This is a genomic window from Enterococcus sp. GC34 (assembly GCF_040886645.1).
Lineage (GTDB): Bacteria > Bacillota > Bacilli > Lactobacillales > Enterococcaceae > Enterococcus > Enterococcus faecalis.
Genome location: NZ_JBFOEF010000007.1, coordinates 106668 through 121949, shown reverse-complemented (window position 1 = coordinate 121949; position 15282 = coordinate 106668). Strand labels below are relative to the sequence as shown.

The following is a 15282-nucleotide window of genomic DNA, read 5'->3' as shown; positions in this document are numbered from 1 at the left end:
ATGGATATCCAAGAGTATCAGCGGTTTATTAGCGCGTTTTATAAAAAACGTAACTGGTATCAATATGATCCGTTTATTCGTTCCAACTTTTTAACAGAAGAAGTCGGCGAAGTTTGTCGGGCCATTCGGACAATTGAAATTGGCCGTGATCGACCGGATGAAACAGTTTTGGCGAATGAAGAGAATCTGGAAAACTTAACGGAAGAGTTAGGCGATGTGTTGGATAATTTATTTATTTTAGCCGATAAATATGACATCTCTTTAGAAATGATTATGCAAAAGCATCGGACGAAACTAATGGAACGTTATCCTGAAGAATAAAGACGTAAAAATAAGAAAGCCAAAATTACTTGGTCTTTCTTATTTTTACGTCTAAAGCCTTGAATTAGAAATTTATGACAAGAAATTATCTGTTCTTTTAGTCAGAACTTAGCTTTTCTGGTAGCGAAATAGGCTAATTAATGATAAACTAAGAACGAGTATTGATAAGCAAAATTTGGACGTTCTTTCACAACTAACTGAAGAAACCAGTGTTGTTTTAATTTTTAAGAATCATCCGTTGCTTAAAAGAGAATCCTTAAGAGACTTAGTGATTCATCAAATAAATCGTTTATTTAACGATTTTGTGCGTAATAGATAAGGAGGACAACCAAATGTCAGAAGAAAAAAATCTTGTAATCAATGCAAACGATTCTTTAGGAGAAATCGTGATCGCTCCTGAAGTCATTGAAGTAATTATCGGAATCGCTGCTTCAAAAGTAGAGGGCGTTTATGGGATGCGTGGCACGTTTGCCAATAATGTGAATGAATTATTAGGCCGTGCAGCACACGGCAAAGGTGTATATTTACGAACAGAAGAAGAAGGCTTAAAAGTCGATATCTATTGTTACTTGAACTACGGTGTTTCTGTACCAAAAGTTGCGTTAGAAATGCAAGACCGTGTGAAACAACAAGTCTTATTTATGACAGATATTGATTTAGTTGAAGTGAATATTCATGTTGTAGCGGTAGTACCTGAAAAAATCCCTCAACCAGACTTAAATGAATTATTCCCAGAAGATGAAGATGGAGAAGAGAATGAGTAAAACAGAATTAACCCGTCACGAGATTCGTGAAAAAGCGCTCCAAGCCCTTTTTCCTTTAGATTTTAATGCTGATTTAACCAAACAAGATGCCATTGATTATGCATTGGCTTATGATAATCGGGAAATCGTCAGTGAAGATGGCGAAGACCTAGTCCCTACGTATTTAGATTTACTTGTCGGCGGTGTGTGTAGCCGCAAAGCAGAACTAGACGAAGTGATTACGAACCATTTAGGTAATAACTGGTCTATGCAACGCTTAGCAAAAATAGATATTGTTATTTTACGCTTAGCTATTTTTGAAATGCTATACGTTTCAGATGTGCCAAACATTGTGGCATTAAATGAAGCCGTTGAGTTAAGTAAAAAATACAGCGACGACCGTTCACGTAAATTTGTTAATGGTGTGTTATCAAATGTAATGAAAGAAATTGATTCAGAGGCGTAAGCTCTGAATCTTTTTTTACTATCTAACTGGTGTTAAGATACTGGGTTATATGCTAAAATAAATACTATTAAAGAAGTAAAGAAACAATAGAGGGAGCGAAGGAATGAGTACAGTAATTAACGGTCGTGAATTAGCAGATCAAATGCAAGCAGAGATTCAAAAAGATGTAGAAAAGATGACACAACAAGGCATCCAACCAGGATTAGTTGTTTTATTAGTTGGGGAAAATCCTGCCAGCCAAACGTATGTGAGAAATAAAGAACGTGCAGCAGCCAAAATTGGCATTCTGTCAAAGGTCGAAAAACTGCCAGAAACTATTTCAGAAGAAGAATTATTGGCTGAGATTGACAAATATAATCAAGATTCACGCTTTCATGGCATTCTTGTACAACTACCTTTGCCAAAACATATTGATGAAGAAAAGATTTTATTAGCAATTGATCCCAAAAAAGATGTAGATGGGTTCCATCCAATGAATTTAGGCCGTTTGTTTGTAGGCAAACCTGAAATGATTCCTTGCACACCGTATGGAATTATGAAGATGTTTGAAGCCTATGATATTGATTTAACAGGTAAACGTGCGGTGGTTATTGGTCGAAGCAATATTGTTGGCAAGCCAATGGCACAATTATTGTTAATGAAAAATGCGACCGTGACGATTGCCCATTCTAAAACTGAACATTTAGCAGAAGTTGCAAAAGAAGCGGATATTTTAGTTGTAGCAATTGGACGCGGGCATTTTGTCACCAAAGAGTTCGTGAAACCAGGTGCGGTAGTGATTGATGTGGGTATGAATCGCAATCAAGAAGGAAAACTGATTGGTGATGTAGCATTCGATGAAGTTTCTGAAATTGCAAGCTATATCACGCCGGTTCCCAAAGGTGTTGGCCCAATGACGATTACCATGTTAATGTATCAAACAGTCGAGGCAGCAAAAAAACAAAAGTAAGGTGAAAAAATGACGCAACAGTATTTAACAGTAACAGCCTTAACGAAGTATTTAAAACGTAAATTTGATGCAGACCCTTACTTAGGACGTGTCTATTTAACAGGTGAAATTTCGAACTTTCGCTTCCGAGCGAACGCGCATCAGTACTTCAGTTTAAAAGATGATCATGCGAAGATTTCTGCAATTATGTTTAAATCAGCCTTTCAAAAATTGAAGTTTCAACCAAAAGAAGGCATGAAAGTCATGGTGGTGGGGCGGATTTCGCTTTATGAAAACAGCGGCTCCTATCAAATTTATATTGAACATATGGAACCAGATGGTGTCGGTGCACTTTATCAAGCATTGGCAGAATTAAGAGAAAAACTAGGAAAAGAAGGACTTTTTGAAGGGCCTAAACAACAGTTGCCTCGTTATCCCAAACGAATCGCTGTGGTTACAAGTCCTAGTGGTGCTGTCATTCGGGATATCATTACGACAGTTAAAAGACGGTATCCGATTGCACAACTGGTCCTTTTTCCAACCTTGGTCCAAGGCGAGCAGGCGGCGGATGACATTGTGCGGAACATTCAGCGAGCCGATGCGCAAGGCGATTTTGATACGATGATCATCGGCCGTGGCGGTGGTTCAATCGAGGATTTATGGCCATTTAATGAAGAAAAGGTAGCTCGAGCCATTCATGCTGCTACCACACCGATTATTTCATCGGTTGGGCACGAAACAGATGTGACAATTGCCGATATGGTAGCAGATGTTCGTGCACCAACGCCAACGGCAGCAGCGGAACTAGCGGTACCAGTTTTAAATGAAGAACTATTAAGAATTAGTGAACGGCGTAGTCGTTTAGAACAAAGCTTTTTATATCTCTTACAACAACGAACAGAACGTTTCCAACGACTACAAAACTCTTATGTGTTTAAGCAACCTGAGCGACTTTATGAAGGTCAAACGATTAAATTAGATCGAATGACGCAACGTCTTTTCCAAGGAATGACAACAATTCATCACCAAAAACAACGTCAAGCCCAAGGAATTATCGCTCAATTGCAACAACAGACACCAAAGGGACAATTAAGAGAAAGTCAGCAACAGTTGGCATTTTTACAACGAAACTTGCAAACACAAATGACACAATTGTTCCTAAACAAACAAAAGCAATTCACGTCTGCTGTTCAACAATTAGACTTACTCAGCCCACTCAAAATTATGGGTCGAGGATATAGTTATACTACAAAAGAGGACCGTGTCGTTAAAACTGTTACCGAGTTACAGCCAGCAGATCAATTAACGATTCATTATGCTGACGGTACAGTTCAAGCAAACGTCGAAACAATAACAGCGAAAAAAGAGGAGTTTTAACATGCCAGCAAAAGAAAAAACGTTTGAAGAATCATTAAATGCCTTAGAGGAAATCGTTCAGCGCTTAGAACGAGGAGATGTTCCTTTGGAAGAAGCCTTAGCTGCCTTTCAAGAGGGCATGGCATTAAGTAAACAATGTCAAGATACATTGGAAAAAGCGGAAAAAACTTTAACGAAAATGATGACAGAAAACAATGAAGAAATTGTTTTTGAAGAGAGCGAGGAAGCGTAATGACGAATTTTAGTCAACAGCATTTACCGTTGGTTGAAAAAGTCATGGTCGATTTTATCGCAGAATATACTGAAAATGAGCGTTTGAAAGAAGCGATGCTCTACTCGATACACGCAGGTGGCAAACGATTACGCCCGCTATTAGTGCTAACAACAGTGGCCGCTTTTCAAAAAGAGATGGAAACACAAGACTATCAAGTGGCTGCCTCTTTAGAGATGATTCATACGTATTCATTAATTCATGATGATTTACCAGCAATGGATGATGATGATTTACGTCGTGGCAATCCAACCAATCACAAAGTGTTTGGTGAAGCGACTGCCATTTTAGCAGGGGACGGCTTATTAACAGGCGCATTTCAGTTACTTTCTTTGAGCCAATTAGGCTTAAGTGAAAAAGTTTTACTGATGCAACAACTGGCAAAGGCAGCGGGGAATCAAGGCATGGTTGCCGGCCAAATGGGTGATATTGAAGGAGAAAAAGTCAGCTTGACTTTAGAAGAGTTAGCGGCTGTTCATGAAAAGAAAACCGGAGCGCTAATTGAATTCGCCTTAATTGCTGGGGGCGTATTAGCCAATCAAACAGAAGAAGTCATTGGTTTACTGACACAGTTTGCGCATCACTATGGCTTGGCTTTTCAAATTCGTGATGACTTATTAGATGCCACAAGTACAGAAGCAGATTTAGGTAAAAAAGTAGGCCGAGATGAAGCGTTGAATAAAAGTACGTATCCAGCTCTTTTAGGGATTGCCGGTGCGAAAGATGCGCTAACACATCAATTAGCAGAGGGCAGCGCTGTTTTAGAAAAAATCAAAGCAAATGTTCCCAACTTTTCAGAAGAACATTTAGCAAACTTGTTAACTCAGTTACAATTGAGATAGAAAGAAGGCACTTATGAAAAAAGAACGCGTCGATGTCTTAGCGTTTAATCAAGGACTATTTGAAACACGAGAAAAAGCAAAACGCAGCGTGATGGCTGGTTTGGTTTACAATGATAAAAATGAACGTTTAGATAAACCAGGGGAAAAAATTTCTGTGGAGACACCCTTACATACTAAGGGCCAAGTAATGCCTTATGTTTCTCGTGGGGGCTTAAAACTAGAGAAGGCACTAAATGTTTTTGCAATCAACGTTCAAGGCAAAACAATGCTAGATATTGGTTCCTCCACAGGTGGTTTTACCGATGTCGCTTTACAAAATGGGGCTCGTTTGAGTTACGCTTTAGATGTTGGCTATAACCAACTAGCATGGAAAATTCGGCAAGATGAACGCGTGGTGGTAATGGAACGTACCAATTTTCGCTATAGTAAACCTGAAGATTTCACCGAAGGGGTGCCGGATATTGCAACGATTGATGTTTCCTTTATTTCATTACGCTTAATTTTGCCACCTCTCCATGATATTTTGAAAAAAGGTGGTAGTGTGGTGGCGTTAATTAAGCCACAATTCGAAGCTGGCAAAGAGTTTGTTGGGAAAAAAGGAATCGTTCGTGATCCAGAAACCCATCAAATGGTTGTGGAGGAAATTACACGCTTTGCCATGAATAACGGTTATGATGTGAAAAACTTAGATTTTTCACCAATCACTGGTGGCGAAGGAAACATTGAATTTTTGGCACATTTAGTTTCTGTTGAAGGGGAAGGATCCTATCAAGCAACAGAATCCATTGAAGAAGTTGTCGCGCATGCGCATCAAAAATTAGCGGAATGATGAGAAAAGTTAGAAGAAAGAAGTGGACGCCTACGGGTGAAAGCTTCTTTTTTGTATAAATCTAGTAATTCATCTTTTAAAATGCATAAAAATAAGCTATGATGAGGGCAAGAGTAAACTGAAAAGGAGAGCGGCGCCATGAGAAAGCAAGATAGACACCGTTTAATTACACGTTTATTGACTGAAAAAAATATTCAAAAGCAAGAAGATTTTGTCAACTATTTACAAGAAAAGGGCGTAGCTGTTACACAAGCAACGATTTCTCGCGACATTAAAGATATGAAACTGATTAAAGTTCCTTCTGCAGAAGGGGGTTATCGATATAGCCTTCCATTAGAAACACAAGCTAATACGAGTGCTAAACTTGCAAAGCTTTTAAAAGATGCCTTTGTAGCTGCAGAACAAATGGAAAAATATGTCGTATTACGAACCATTCCTGGCAATGCGGCGGCGTGTGGTAGTTTAATCGAAAAGAATTACCAAGAGAAACTTTTTGCCGTCATCAACGATGATGATAGTGTCCTCATGATTGCACGAACTGAGGAGGCGGCAGAAAAACTTCATAAAGAGCTGTTAAGCTATCTATAAAGAATGAGGTGAACAAGATGTTACAAGAACTTTCCGTGAAAAATTTTGCGATTATCTCTTCGTTACAATTAGAGTTTCAAATGGGTATGACCGTTTTAACGGGAGAAACGGGTGCGGGTAAATCCATCATTATTGATGCAATGGGATTACTCACAGGCGGACGCGGCTCCAGTGACTATATTCGTCAAGGAGCAAATAAATGCACCTTAGAAGGACTTTTTTCAATGCCGAAAAGTCAAGAATTAAAGCAATTATTAGAAGAATTAGGTATTGAAACAGAAGAAGATTCTTTAGTGATTCAACGAGATATTTCCGCTTCTGGTAAAAATGTTTGCCGTGTCAACGGACGAATTGTCAACATTACTAATTTAAAAAGAATTGGAGAATATTTAGTAGATATTCATGGCCAAAACGAACATCAAGAATTGATGCAAAGTGAACGCCATATTGATATGTTAGATGAATTTGGTGGGAAAAAACTTTTAGCAGTCAAAGAAAAATATACACGGGCATATCAAGAGTATCGCGCACTCGAAGCTAAAGTCAGAAAGCGACAAAAAAATGAAAAAGAATTTGCCCAAAGAATGGACATGCTTCATTTTCAAAGTGATGAAATTGCTAGTGCACAGTTAGTCGCTGGCGAAGAAGAACAATTGCTAGAAGAACGCAATAAACTGAACAATTTTCAAAAGATTGCTGATGCACTGACGATTAGTTATGCCGCGCTAAATGGCGAAGACGATAGTAGCTTGGATAAAATCGGAACAAGTATGAATGAACTCGCTTCGATTGAATCCCTTGATCCAGAATACAAAACATTGTCAGATACTGTTCAAAATGCTTACTACTTACTACAAGAAGCTAGTGGAGATCTTTCTAGGTTGATTGATGGCTTAGAACTAGACGAAGGTCGCTTGAATGAAGTAGAAAATCGTTTGGAATTAATCCGTCAAATGAAACGTAAATATGGCGATTCAATCGAAACGATTTTATCTTACTATGAAGAAATTACCAAAGAGTTAGCAGAGGCTGATTTTTTGGAAGGTGGTACAGGTGACTTAGAAGCGTTGCTTGCAGAGAAACAACAAGCCGCTCATCAACAAGCGTTAGCTTTACGAAAAGAACGAAAGCGCCTAGCCAAAGAGCTCGAACAACAAATTTTAACCGAATTAAAAGAACTATATTTGGAGCGAACGGAATTTGAAGTCCGCTTTACAGAACTTGAGCATTTACAAGAAAATGGTTTAGACGGAGTAGAATTTTATATTACTACTAACCCAGGGGAACCATTAAAACCGTTAGTTCGGGTGGCTTCTGGCGGAGAACTTTCGCGAGTGATGCTGGCTATGAAAACAATCTTTTCTCAAACGCAAGGGATCACTAGTATTGTTTTTGATGAAGTGGATACAGGAGTCAGTGGCCGAGTAGCACAGGCGATTGCCGATAAAATTTATCAAATTTCAGAAAATTCGCAGGTGTTGTGTATCACGCACTTGCCACAAGTGGCGGCCGTTGCCGATGAACATTATTTTATTGAAAAAGAAATCGTGGCGGGTCGGACAGAAACAAGCGTCCGAATTTTATCTGAAAAAGAGCGAGTAAACGAAATTGCGCGTATGCTCGCAGGAAGTGAAATTACGAAATTAACCATTGAACATGCACAAGAGCTGTTGGCGATGGCGAAAAAATAGCCGCTCTATTTGAGCAAGTAAAAAAACAGCCCCTTCAATTGATAGAAAGGGCTGTTTTTTTACTTTTAATGTGTGAAGAAGTTCTCCAGTTTAAAGACTAAGAATCGCTGTTAAAACAGTTGAACCTACAATTGCGATCAGCATTAGCCAAACCACGACTTTCGTGATTTTTGAAAAGCGACTTTGTTCTTTGTCGTTCATAAATGACACGTCCTTTTTAATTTCTGCTAATAGTGTACAACCTTTTCCTGAAAACAGCAACCTAAAGTTATAAGAGATTCTTTTTCTTTAAAATTCGAATACTAATTACGCAGATTAAGGTAGTGATAGCAAAAATAATCCAAAAAGAATATTCATGCTCTGCAAAAGGGAGTTTCACATTCATGCCGTAAATTCCTCCGATGATGGTCGGGATGGTTAGGACAATTGTTAAGGATGTTAAAATTTTCATGACATTATTTAAGTTATTTGAAACGATTGCTGAAAAAGTATTACTAATGTTATCAACTAATTTTAGTTGTATTTTAGTCGTATTCAGTCCTTGTTCTAGTTCAATCAAAATATCCCTTAAAAATGGCAAATGTTTTTCTGGATGATTAAAAATTTCAGCGCTATATAAACGTTTTAATACTTTTAAATTATCCGTTAAAGCTGCTTCGAAATAAACTAGACTTTTTTGAATGTCCATAATCTGATACAATTGACTATTTTCTGTGGCTACTTGGAGCTCTCCTTCAAGTTTGTTGGTTTGTTGGATAAGTGCTTGTAAGTTTTTATTGAAGGAAAGGGCCATCTTCCATGAAAGGGCTAAAATTAAGGCCTTTTCAATAGAAAGATCTTGATGCGTGAACGCCTCTTTTTGAATCCCATGAACGATGTCGTTAGGCCCATTGCTAACAGTAATTAGTTTGTTATCAATGGTTGCGATTAAAGCAATCGGCACCGTTTCTACTTGCAGATAGCCACTAGGACTGATACTAGCTTTGGGATAACGAAATAAAAGTAACGTAGGCGTTTGTAATTTTTCGTGGCGGAAGCCTTCCACTCGAGCATTTTCTTCATCATCTAAAACGCCGGTAAGATAATCTGTTGGTAAGTGGTATTGATTGACGAGACGTTCGATTTCTTCTTCTGTAGGAGATTCTACCGAAATCCAACTTAGGGCTTCATCGTCTGGTGAACAAGGTTCAAAATAGTCATTTTTCAATAATAAATAATTAATCAAAAGATTCACCCCGAATCAACATTTTTTGTTCTAAATCCATTATAATAGAAGTATGACACAATACGAGAAGAAAAGCTTATAAAAAACATTCAAAAATAAGTGGCCGCGATAGGTGAGGCCTCGTTTTGAAAATGGTTTGATAAGTAATCCGTTTTTTATATGAAAAAGCAAGCAAAAAGGGCTTTTAGCACATATATTTAAACGAAATGAAACATCTGTGTAACGTTGATGAAGTATAGTTATAGCAGGTGGAATGAAAGGATTTGTTGAGAGAATGGTGTCGTTTTCGGCAATAATGTTATTTTGGTATATTTTTCCGGTAATTGTGCTCTTTGCGTGCAATTTTCTCGTGTCCACTTTTTCCCTAACGGAACGTTGGAAAATAAAAGCACCGGATTTGGCCATTCCGTTTTTATTCATAGGGATCCATGAGTTATCCAAAGATAGTTATGATGAATCGATTATGCCGTATTTTGTGATTTCTATTTTGTTATTAGGAGTCGCTGTTGCCCTGTTTCAAGCTTATTATTATGGAGAGATTTTATATAGACGATATTTCAAGATGTTTTGGCGGTTGACGTTTTTACTGACGTTTGTGTTGTATGTGTTGCTTATCTTGCTAAATATCAGTCATTATCTACTGTAATAAAGCGTGGAGACAATAGGGGAAATACGCTGTGGGAAAATGTCCCCCACAACTCCCCACTCCGTGGGGTTTTTTTGTTATTTTGGGGGTTATTTGATAAAAAACATAGTAAAAACCTTGTTATAATAACATTTTTTGTTGGATGATGCTTGTTACATAAAACCCTGTAAATATTACAGAAATTTTAAATAACAGTTAAAAAATAGAAGTTTTTAGATTTATAGTGGTAGAAAGTGGTGGGATGTGGTAGACTTGTTCTATCAAGTGGAAAAGCGGGTGTATTGGCTATGCTTATGGGTGAATACCAACATAATATCGATGCCAAAGGCCGCCTAATCGTTCCATCAAAGTTTCGTGAGGAACTTGGTGAAAAATTTGTGGTAACGAGAGGGATGGATGGCTGTTTATTTGGTTATCCTTTAAATGAATGGTCACAACTTGAAGCAAAACTTCAAGAAATGCCCTTAGCTAAGAAAGATGCACGTACCTTCGTACGATTCTTTTATTCCGCTGCAACAGAATGTGAGATTGATAAGCAAGGTCGTATCAATATTCCGGCGAATTTACGAACACATGCCAGTTTAGAAAAAGGCTGTGTTGTTATTGGCGTCTCTAACCGAATTGAAATTTGGAGTGACGAACGTTGGCATGCATTCTCTGATGAAGCTGAAGAAAACTTTGATGAATTAGCAGAAACAATGATTGATTTTGGATTTTAGGAATGAGGCAAATGATGACTGAAGAATTTCGCCATTACACCGTTCTTTTAAAAGAAACAGTGGATGGATTACAAGTGAAGCCGGATGGCGTATACGTAGATTGCACACTCGGTGGTGCCGGACATAGTGAATACTTACTGACACAATTGAATGAGCACGGTCATTTATATGCCTTTGATCAAGACCAAAAAGCGTTGGCACATGCTAAGACTCGTTTGCAGAAATATGTAGACAAAGGTCAAGTGACCTTCATCAAATCAAATTTTAGAAATATTAAAGAAGAATTGGCAGAACACGGGGTGTTCCATGTTGATGGAATTCTATACGATTTAGGTGTTTCGTCACCACAATTAGATGAAGCAGAACGTGGTTTTAGCTATCATCAAGACGCGCCCTTAGATATGCGCATGGATCAAGACGCACCCTTGACGGCTCGCGAAGTGGTGAATACGTATAGTTATAGTGAGTTAGTAAAAATTTTCTTTCGTTATGGGGAAGAGAAATTTTCGAAACAGATTGCTCGAGAAATTGAACGTGTTCGCGAAAAGCAACCAATTGAAACAACAGGTGAACTTGTTGAGATTATTAAGACGGCGATTCCAGCTCCAGCAAGACGCAAAGGTGGGCATCCCGCAAAACGAATTTTCCAAGCAATTCGCATTGCCGTTAATGATGAATTAGGGGCAGTTGAAGAGTCGCTAGAACAAGCAATTGATTTGCTAGCGAAAAATGGCAGAATCAGTGTGATTACGTTCCATTCGTTAGAAGATCGTATTGTTAAAACAATGTTTAAAGAATACAGTACGGTACAAGATTTGCCACCAGGCATTCCAGTGGTACCAGAAGAATTTCAACCAGAATTAAAAGTAATTACCAGAAAACCAATTTTACCAAGTGACAGTGAGTTATCTGAGAATAATCGTTCACGAAGTGCGAAGTTACGCATTGCCGAAAAAATAAAATCTAGATAGAGAGAGGGGTAGACACATGGCTGAATTGAAGAAAGTAAATGATTTCCATTATGAAGCACCAGAAATGGATCAGCCAACTGTGGCAACAGAGCAAGACAGAAAAATGCAAGAGGAAACACTACCTGTCCCCACTCTATTACCCAAAAAGAAACTAAAAAATGTCTCTTTGCTAGAAAAATTAATCGGTGTTGTATTAGTTTGTGCAACGATTGGTATTGCAATTGCGACAATTCAAGTAAGAACGACAATTGTCCAAACCATGAACGATATTACAGAAACACAAGCAGTCATTAAAGAAAAGGAAGATAACGCTTTGAAATTGGAACAAGAAAGAAGCGAACTTTCTAAATCAGATCGAATCAAAGATGTCGCTAAAAAACAAGGGCTAGAAAATAACGGCGACAATGTTAGGACTGTTAAATAATGAGTAAAAGACATAAATTTAAACAATTCATGAAAAAGAAAAACTTAAATCCGATGAACAATCGTAAAAAAGTAGGCATCATTTTATTCGCTACGAGTATTGGATTGTTCTTTTTATTTGCCTTTAGAACGACATACATTGTGGCAACAGGCAAAGTAGCCGGTGTCTCACTAAAGGAAAAAACAGCTTCTTTATATGAAGGAAGCCAAGTGGTAAAAGCTAAGCGAGGATCAATTTTAGATCGATATGGTAATCCAATCGCAGAAGATGCTACCTCCTACTCGTTATATGTCGTATTATCAAAAAAATATACGGGACAAAATAATGAAAAGCTATATGCTGAGAAAAAAGACTTCGATGATATTGCTGAAATTTTAGCGAAATATACCAAACTAGACAAAAAAACAGCATTGAAATACTTGAATAATGGGATCCATGAAGATGGGTCAACACAATATCAAGTGGAATTTGGTGCAGGTGGTCAAAACATTACCTTGGAAACACGCCAAAAAATTGAAGCAGATTTGAAAAAGAAAAAAATCTCAGGTGTTTATTTCAATGAACATCCAGCCAGATTATATCCCAATGGGCAGTTTGCTTCTCACTTTATTGGCTATACGAAAGCAGCCAATCCAGATGATGATAAAGAAGGCTTAGTAGGCGCAATGGGACTAGAACAGACCTATAATGATATTTTAAGCGGAACCGATGGCCGTGTATATTTTGAAAAAGATATTTATGGCAATGCCTTACCAGGAACTGTGGCGGAAGAGAAAAAAGCAGTGGATGGTCAAGATATTTACACAACGCTGGATAGTCGCTTGCAAAATACCTTAGAAGATTTAATGACGCAAGTTAATGAAAAATATGAACCAGTTTCTATGACTGCCATGTTAATGGAAGCAAAAACAGGCGAAATTGTTGCCATGTCTCAACGGCCAACATTTAATCCTGAAACGAAACAAGGGTTAGACGATAATGGCACGTGGCAGAACCTATTAGTTGAAAGTCCTTATGAACCAGGCTCAACAATCAAATTATTTACAACAGCTGCTTCTATGGAACAAGGACAGTTTAATCCTAATGAATTATTCAATCGTGTTGGTGGAATTCAAGTTGGGGATGTAACTGTGAATGACCATGACTACACTCGGTTGAACGGCAAAGAATATTTGAATTATCGTCAAGCCATTTCTTGGTCTAGTAATATTGGTATGGTAAAACTAGAACAAAAAATGGGTGATGAAAAATGGATGGAGTATTTGAAAAAATTTGGTTTTGGTACGAGCACGCATTCAGGTTTAAGTGGTGAATCTGCTGGTAAATTGCCAGGAACAAACTTTGTAGATAGAGCAATGTCGGCATTTGGTCAAGCAATTACGGTTACTAATTTCCAAATGATGAAAGGTTTCTCAGCTATTGCAAATGACGGTTCAATGTTGCAACCTCATTACATCAGCAAAATTGTTGACAAAAATACAGGAAAAGAAACGATTACGGAACCACAAATCGTAGGAACCCCAATCAAAGCGCAAACAGCTCAACAGATTCGTACGTACATGATTGATACTGTTGAAGACCCGACTTACGGGATTGCGTATGATATTTATAAAGTACCAGGCTATCATGTTGCTGCCAAAACAGGAACTGCCCAGATTTCAGATGGTAAAGGGTACGTTGATGGAGCAAGTCAAGTCTTGTCTTCTGTAGTGGAAATGGTCCCAGCGGATAATCCTGAATATGTTTTGTATATTACACTTAGACAAGCAAAATCAGGTTCGCCTTCAGAAGCAATGGCGGCCATTGCAAACCCATTAATGAAATTAGCGTTAGACATTAAAGAGACAGATCCGGAAACAACGAAAGTAGCTTCTGATAAAGTCACAGTTGCTGATTATAAAAACATGACACCAGCGGAAGCGTTGGCCAATGCCAAAGTGAACGGGGTTGATCCTGTGATTATCGGCGATGGTGAAAAAATCAAGAAACAATCAACGCCGTCTGGTCAAACATTAATGCCTAATCAAAAATTGATTTTGATCACAAATGGAACAAACTATATGCCTGATTTAACCGGCTGGTCGAAGAGCGATGTTACCAAGTTTGGTGATCTATTAGGTTTGACTGTCGAGTTTAAAGGTGAAGGCTATGTGACGAAACAAAGTATTGCTGCTGAAACTGAAATTACGGAGAAAAAATTAACCGTGACTTTAGAAGGCACAGAATAATAACGTAGAATAATTAGGAGAGATAACATGGAGTGGACACAGATTTTTATTCCCATAGTGGTGAGTTTTGCCATTACAGTGAGCGTAATGCCACTATTCATTGGCTATTTTCAAATGAAAAAACAAGGGCAGGTTACTCGTGAAGATGGCCCGACTTGGCATAGCGTGAAAACAGGTACCCCTACAATGGGGGGAGTCGTTTTCCTTGTAGCCAGCTTGATTACTTCATTAGCAATGGGGTTGTTTTTCCACCAATTTACGCCGTCTCTACTAATTATTCTATTTATTTTAGTATTATACGGTTTGCTAGGTTATTTAGATGATTTCATTAAAGTCTTTAAAAAACGGAACATGGGCTTGAACTCTCGTCAAAAATTAATTGGTCAAATTTTTGGTGGGTTGGTTTTCTACTTTGTTTATCGAAGTGAAGGCTTTTCAGACACCTTAGATTTGTTTGGAGTAGCAGAAGTTCCGTTAGGTATTTTTTATGGCGTGTTTATTATTTTTTGGTTAGTCGGTTTTTCTAATGCCGTGAATTTGACAGATGGGATTGATGGCTTAGTTGCTGGTTTAGGAACAATTTCATTTGGTACTTATGCAATTATTGCCTGGAAACAACAACAATTTGATGTTGTGATTATCTGCCTAAGTGTGATTGGTGGGCTGATTGGCTTTTTCCCTTATAATAGAAAACCAGCAAAAATCTTCATGGGTGATGTTGGTTCATTAGCATTAGGTGGATTGTTAGCAGCAATTTCAATTATTTTGCATCAAGAATGGACGCTACTTTTAATTGGACTTGTCTACGTTTGTGAAACAGCAAGTGTTATTTTACAAGTTGCTTCATTTAAATTATTTGGTCGACGGATTTTTAAAATGTCACCAATTCATCACCATTTTGAAATGTGTGGTTGGTCTGAATGGAAAATTGATTTTGTCTTTTGGTCTGTCGGTTTAATCTGTTCAGGAATCACATTATGGATTCTTTTCTAATCTATCAAAGGGGAAATTGA

General features: G+C 38.0%; 18 protein-coding genes. 16 read left to right on the top strand and 2 right to left on the bottom strand.

Translation table 11 applies throughout. From position 1 onward, the window contains the following. The 10 genes from AB3I72_RS08820 to recN all read left to right on the top strand — a co-directional run bounded on the left by AB3I72_RS08820 (position 1) and on the right by recN (position 8056). The gene (locus AB3I72_RS08820; protein ID WP_061100742.1) at positions 1 to 321 is read left to right on the top strand and encodes a MazG nucleotide pyrophosphohydrolase domain-containing protein; all 321 of its coding nucleotides are present in this window, start codon (positions 1 to 3) and stop codon (positions 319 to 321) included. Between the two features lie 332 nt (positions 322 to 653). Further along, a complete protein-coding gene (locus AB3I72_RS08815) occupies positions 654 to 1085 on the top strand; it encodes an Asp23/Gls24 family envelope stress response protein (protein ID WP_002355874.1) in 432 nt (143 codons plus the stop codon). Beyond that, a complete protein-coding gene (gene nusB, locus AB3I72_RS08810; RefSeq protein WP_002355875.1) occupies positions 1078 to 1530 on the top strand; it encodes a transcription antitermination factor NusB in 453 nt (150 codons plus the stop codon). Before AB3I72_RS08815 ends, nusB begins: the two co-directional genes overlap by 8 nt. A gap of 103 nt (positions 1531 to 1633) precedes the next feature. Continuing rightward, on the top strand, positions 1634 to 2479 hold the full coding sequence (locus AB3I72_RS08805) for a bifunctional methylenetetrahydrofolate dehydrogenase/methenyltetrahydrofolate cyclohydrolase (protein WP_002355876.1): 846 nt from the start codon (positions 1634 to 1636) through the stop codon (positions 2477 to 2479). Positions 2480 to 2488: 9 nt separating this feature from the next. Then, positions 2489 to 3835: an exodeoxyribonuclease VII large subunit gene (xseA, locus tag AB3I72_RS08800; RefSeq protein ID WP_016614012.1), complete on the top strand. Its 1347-nt coding sequence runs from the start codon at positions 2489 to 2491 to the stop codon at positions 3833 to 3835. 1 nt (position 3836) lies between these two features. After that, positions 3837 to 4067, top strand: a complete 231-nt coding sequence (locus AB3I72_RS08795; RefSeq protein WP_002355878.1) for an exodeoxyribonuclease VII small subunit — start codon at positions 3837 to 3839, stop codon at positions 4065 to 4067. After that, positions 4067 to 4948, top strand: a complete 882-nt coding sequence (locus AB3I72_RS08790) for a polyprenyl synthetase family protein (RefSeq protein ID WP_086281011.1) — start codon at positions 4067 to 4069, stop codon at positions 4946 to 4948. The genes AB3I72_RS08795 and AB3I72_RS08790 overlap by 1 nt, the downstream gene beginning before the upstream one ends. Positions 4949 to 4961: 13 nt before the next feature. Beyond that, positions 4962 to 5777 carry a TlyA family RNA methyltransferase gene (locus tag AB3I72_RS08785; protein ID WP_002355880.1) on the top strand — a complete coding sequence of 272 codons (816 nt, stop codon included), beginning with the start codon at positions 4962 to 4964 and terminating at the stop codon, positions 5775 to 5777. A 138-nt stretch (positions 5778 to 5915) separates the two neighbouring features. After that, positions 5916 to 6365 carry an arginine repressor gene (locus AB3I72_RS08780; protein ID WP_002358881.1) on the top strand — a complete coding sequence of 150 codons (450 nt, stop codon included), beginning with the start codon at positions 5916 to 5918 and terminating at the stop codon, positions 6363 to 6365. A gap of 17 nt (positions 6366 to 6382) precedes the next feature. Continuing rightward, positions 6383 to 8056, top strand: coding sequence for a DNA repair protein RecN (gene recN / locus AB3I72_RS08775; RefSeq protein ID WP_368023840.1), 1674 nt, complete (start codon positions 6383 to 6385; stop codon positions 8054 to 8056). A gap of 90 nt (positions 8057 to 8146) precedes the next feature. On the opposite strand, the gene AB3I72_RS08770 is transcribed toward recN, so the two are convergent. Beyond that, positions 8147 to 8257 carry a DUF4044 domain-containing protein gene (locus AB3I72_RS08770; RefSeq protein WP_002383399.1) on the bottom strand — a complete coding sequence of 37 codons (111 nt, stop codon included), beginning with the start codon at positions 8255 to 8257 and terminating at the stop codon, positions 8147 to 8149. Between the two features lie 67 nt (positions 8258 to 8324). After that, positions 8325 to 9290, bottom strand: a complete 966-nt coding sequence (locus AB3I72_RS08765; RefSeq protein WP_002387038.1) for a magnesium transporter CorA family protein — start codon at positions 9288 to 9290, stop codon at positions 8325 to 8327. A 244-nt stretch (positions 9291 to 9534) separates the two neighbouring features. On the opposite strand from AB3I72_RS08765, the gene AB3I72_RS08760 reads away from it, so the two are divergent. From AB3I72_RS08760 to mraY, 6 genes are all read left to right on the top strand, one after another. Beyond that, on the top strand, positions 9535 to 9927 hold the full coding sequence (locus AB3I72_RS08760) for a DUF3397 domain-containing protein (RefSeq protein ID WP_002383401.1): 393 nt from the start codon (positions 9535 to 9537) through the stop codon (positions 9925 to 9927). Positions 9928 to 10160: 233 nt separating this feature from the next. Then, a complete protein-coding gene (gene mraZ, locus AB3I72_RS08755; RefSeq protein ID WP_002383402.1) occupies positions 10161 to 10646 on the top strand; it encodes a division/cell wall cluster transcriptional repressor MraZ in 486 nt (161 codons plus the stop codon). A 14-nt stretch (positions 10647 to 10660) separates the two neighbouring features. Then, the gene (gene rsmH, locus AB3I72_RS08750) at positions 10661 to 11617 is read left to right on the top strand and encodes a 16S rRNA (cytosine(1402)-N(4))-methyltransferase RsmH (protein ID WP_002355891.1); all 957 of its coding nucleotides are present in this window, start codon (positions 10661 to 10663) and stop codon (positions 11615 to 11617) included. A gap of 16 nt (positions 11618 to 11633) precedes the next feature. Continuing rightward, positions 11634 to 12041, top strand: a complete 408-nt coding sequence (ftsL, locus tag AB3I72_RS08745) for a cell division protein FtsL (RefSeq protein WP_002358883.1) — start codon at positions 11634 to 11636, stop codon at positions 12039 to 12041. Continuing rightward, positions 12041 to 14269 (top strand): penicillin-binding protein, encoded by a 2229-nt coding sequence (locus AB3I72_RS08740; RefSeq protein ID WP_002383404.1) that lies wholly within the window; start codon positions 12041 to 12043, stop codon positions 14267 to 14269. The genes ftsL and AB3I72_RS08740 overlap by 1 nt, the downstream gene beginning before the upstream one ends. A 27-nt stretch (positions 14270 to 14296) precedes the next feature. Continuing rightward, positions 14297 to 15262, top strand: coding sequence for a phospho-N-acetylmuramoyl-pentapeptide-transferase (gene mraY, locus AB3I72_RS08735; RefSeq protein WP_002355894.1), 966 nt, complete (start codon positions 14297 to 14299; stop codon positions 15260 to 15262). Positions 15263 to 15282: the final 20 nt, after the last annotated feature.